2 protein-coding genes are annotated in these 3,009 nt (G+C 72.2%); one reads left to right on the plus strand and one right to left on the minus strand.

Annotated features, from left to right (window positions below):
• Positions 1-461 (plus strand): Type 1 glutamine amidotransferase-like domain-containing protein (locus DBR36_RS12040; protein WP_181373577.1); only part of this gene is annotated, 461 nt, incomplete at its 5' end.
• Positions 462-589: 128 nt separating this feature from the next.
• On the opposite strand, the gene DBR36_RS18410 is transcribed toward DBR36_RS12040, so the two are convergent.
• Positions 590-3,009: bifunctional UDP-sugar hydrolase/5'-nucleotidase (locus DBR36_RS18410; RefSeq protein ID WP_258222768.1), on the minus strand; the 2,420-nt coding region annotated here is incomplete at its 5' end.

A 3,009-nucleotide genomic window follows, 5' to 3' on the forward strand; every position in this document is an offset into this window, starting at 1 on the left:
CCGACGCCCTGTTCGTCGGCGGCGGCCTGACGCCCGCGTACCTCGACGCCGTCGCCTCGATCCGGGATGCCGTGGTCGAACGCGTCCGCGACGGGATGCCGTACGCCGGTTTCTCGGCCGGTTCGGCGATCGCGGCGGGCCCGGCGCTCGTCGGCGGGTACCGCGTGCGCGGCGTCGAGGTCGTCTCGCCCGACGCCGCCGAGGAGCTCGACGAGGTCGAGGTCCGCCCCGGCCTGGGCCTGCTCGACTTCGCCGTCGACGTGCACGCCGCCCAGTGGGGAACCCTCTCGCGCCTCGTCGCCGCTGTCGACGCGGGGATCGTCTCCGAGGGCGTCGCCGTCGACGAGCACACGGCGCTGGTGATCTCGGCGCAGGCGGCCCCGGCCGTCCGTGGTGATGGGCAGGTCTGGCGGGTCGAGGCCGCGGCATCCGGAATCCAGGTCCAGGTGCTGCGCGCCTGACGCCGCCGCGACCGCGTGAGTCTCCGGGATCTGCCGCGTGCGGGGACTCGAACCGACAGAACCCCGCGGCTCGCGCATCGAGAAACGGCCCCCACCCCGAAGGGTGAGGGCCGTTCCGGTGCCGGGCGTCAGACCGTGCGGCGGCGGCGCAGCGCGAAGGCGAGGCCTCCGGCGACGACGAACATGCCGCCCGCGAGGGCGAGGCCCCACGGCGCCTGTGCGCCGGTGGCCGCGAGGGTGCCCTTGCGGGCCACCTCGATCGACAGGGCCGGCAGTACGGTGCCGTCGGCGCGGGTGATGACGACCGTGTGCGCACCGGGCTCGAGAGCCGCGGGCACGCTCACGCGGAACGACACCGCGCCGTCGGCGCCGGCGGCGGGGATGCCGGTGATCACCGTGGGCGTGCTGTTCAGCGTGGCCGTGAGCTGCTCACCCGCGTTCAGACCGGTCACGGTGACCGTGAACGACCCGCCCTGCTCGACGCGCGTGGCGCTCGCGCTGACCCTGACGCCCGCGTTCGGCGACGAGGTCGGTGCGGTCGTCGGGGATCCCGTCGGCGTGCCGGTGGGCTGCGCCGTCGGCGTGCCGGTGGGCTGCGCCGTGGGCGTGCCGGTCGGCGTGCCGGTGGGGCTCGGCGAGGGCGAGCCGGTCGGCGAACCCGTGGGGCTCGGCGAGGGCGAGCCGGTCGGCGAGCCCGTCGGAGTGGGCGTCGGCGAGGTGGTCGGCGAGCCCGTCGGAGTGGGCGACGGCGAGGTGGTCGGCGAACCCGTCGGGCTCGGCGACGGCGACGTGGTCGGCGTCGGCGTCGGCGTGCTGCCGCCCTCGTTCACGGGCGTGGTCCCGGTGAGGTACGCGCGTCCGATCGGCGAGGGCGCGACGACCTTCTTCGCGGCGAAGTAGTCGACGGTGGCCTGCAGGTCGATCTGACCCGAGTCGGCCTTGCCCGTGCCCTGCGCGAAGGCGGTGAAGTTGTCACCGCCCGCGGCGAGGAACGAGTTCGTGACCACGCGGTACGACGCGGCGGGATCGATCGCGGTGCCGTTCAGGGCGATCGCCTTGATGCGCGAGCCCTTCGCGGCGGCCGGGTCGTACTCGAAGGTGAAACCCTTCGAGACGCCGAGCGCGAGCACCGGGCGCGATGCGCCGTCGGGCTGCCACTGCTGCTCGAGCACCTGCTTGATCTGCGCCCCCGTGAGCGAGAGCGTCACGAGCGTGTTGCCGAAGGGCTGCACGTTGGCGGCCTCGCGATACGACACCGAGCCGTTGTCGGAACCGTAGAGCAGGTCGGCGCGCAGGCCACCCGGGTTCATGAACGAGATCTGGGCGTCCTGACCGTTGAACGAGGGGTTCTCGCTCGTGGCCCACAGGTAGACGTCCGCCACGGTGTTGCCGAGCGTCGAGTAGGCGCCGCGGTCCTCGCCGCCCGAGGTGTTCTTCGCGCGGGCGATGTCGGCGGTGATCTTGCCCACCTCGACCTGTCCCTTCACGTCGGCGGTTGCCTTGGCATCCGCCACGATCTTGGCCGTCGCCCGCTGGGGGTACGCCACGTACTGCGTGACCGTCGGGTCGAGCAGGGCGCGCACGCCGGGGGTGATGGATGCCAGGCTGCCGTCGTCGTTCAGGTCGATGTCGAGCGTGCCCAGGTTGGTGCCGTACTGGCCCGTCTGGATCACCGAGCGGCCGCCGATCGTGCAGGCGTACTTCTGGTGCGTGTGCGCCGAGACGATCGCGTTCACGTCGGCCGAGGCGCCGCGGACGAGGTCGCCGAAGTCACCGGTCTCGGTGGCGATCTTGGCGCAGTCGGTGCCCTCGGAGCCCTCGTGGGCGAGGAGGATCACGATGTCGGCGCCGGCGGCGCGGGCGTTCTTGGCCTCGCGGTTGGCGGCCTCGACCTGGTCGCCGAACTCGATCGTGTCGATCTTCGACGGGTCGACCATGCCGGCCGTCTGGCGGGTGACGGTGCCGACGAAGGCGACCTTGATGCCGTCGACCTCTTTGATCGTGTACGGCTTGAGAGCGGGCGTCTTGGTGCCCTTCTTGTAGACATTGGCGCCGAGGGCGAAGTCGCTGGACGCGCCGGTGTTGCCGCCGTAGGCCGGGATGACCCGGTCGGTCAGGTCGGCGAAACCGCGGTCGAACTCGTGATTGCCCACCGCGCTGACGTCGAGGGTCGCGGCCGTGAGGGCCTTGATCGTCGGGGTGTCCTGATCGATGAACGACTCGAACGCGCTCGCGCCGATGTTGTCACCGGCCGAGACGAACAGCGTGTTCGGGTTCTGCTGGCGGTACTTCTCGACCGCGCCGGCGAGGACGCCCGCGCCCGCGACGCCCCCGGTCTCCTGCAGCAGGCGACCGTGGAAGTCGTTGATGGTGAGGATCTGCAGATCGGGGGTCTTCGGCTGCGTCGGACGCACCTCGAACACGGTGGTCGAGCCCGAGACCTCGTTGCCCGTGACGAGCAGGGGCACGCCGGTGGGCGAGCGCAGCGCCGAGACGAACGCGATGCCCTCAGGGCCCAGATCGCCCGCTGCGGCGGTCTTGACGTCGG

The organism is Microbacterium sp. HMWF026 (genome assembly GCF_003061325.1).
In the GTDB taxonomy this organism is placed as follows: Bacteria; Actinomycetota; Actinomycetes; order Actinomycetales; family Microbacteriaceae; genus Microbacterium; species Microbacterium testaceum_E.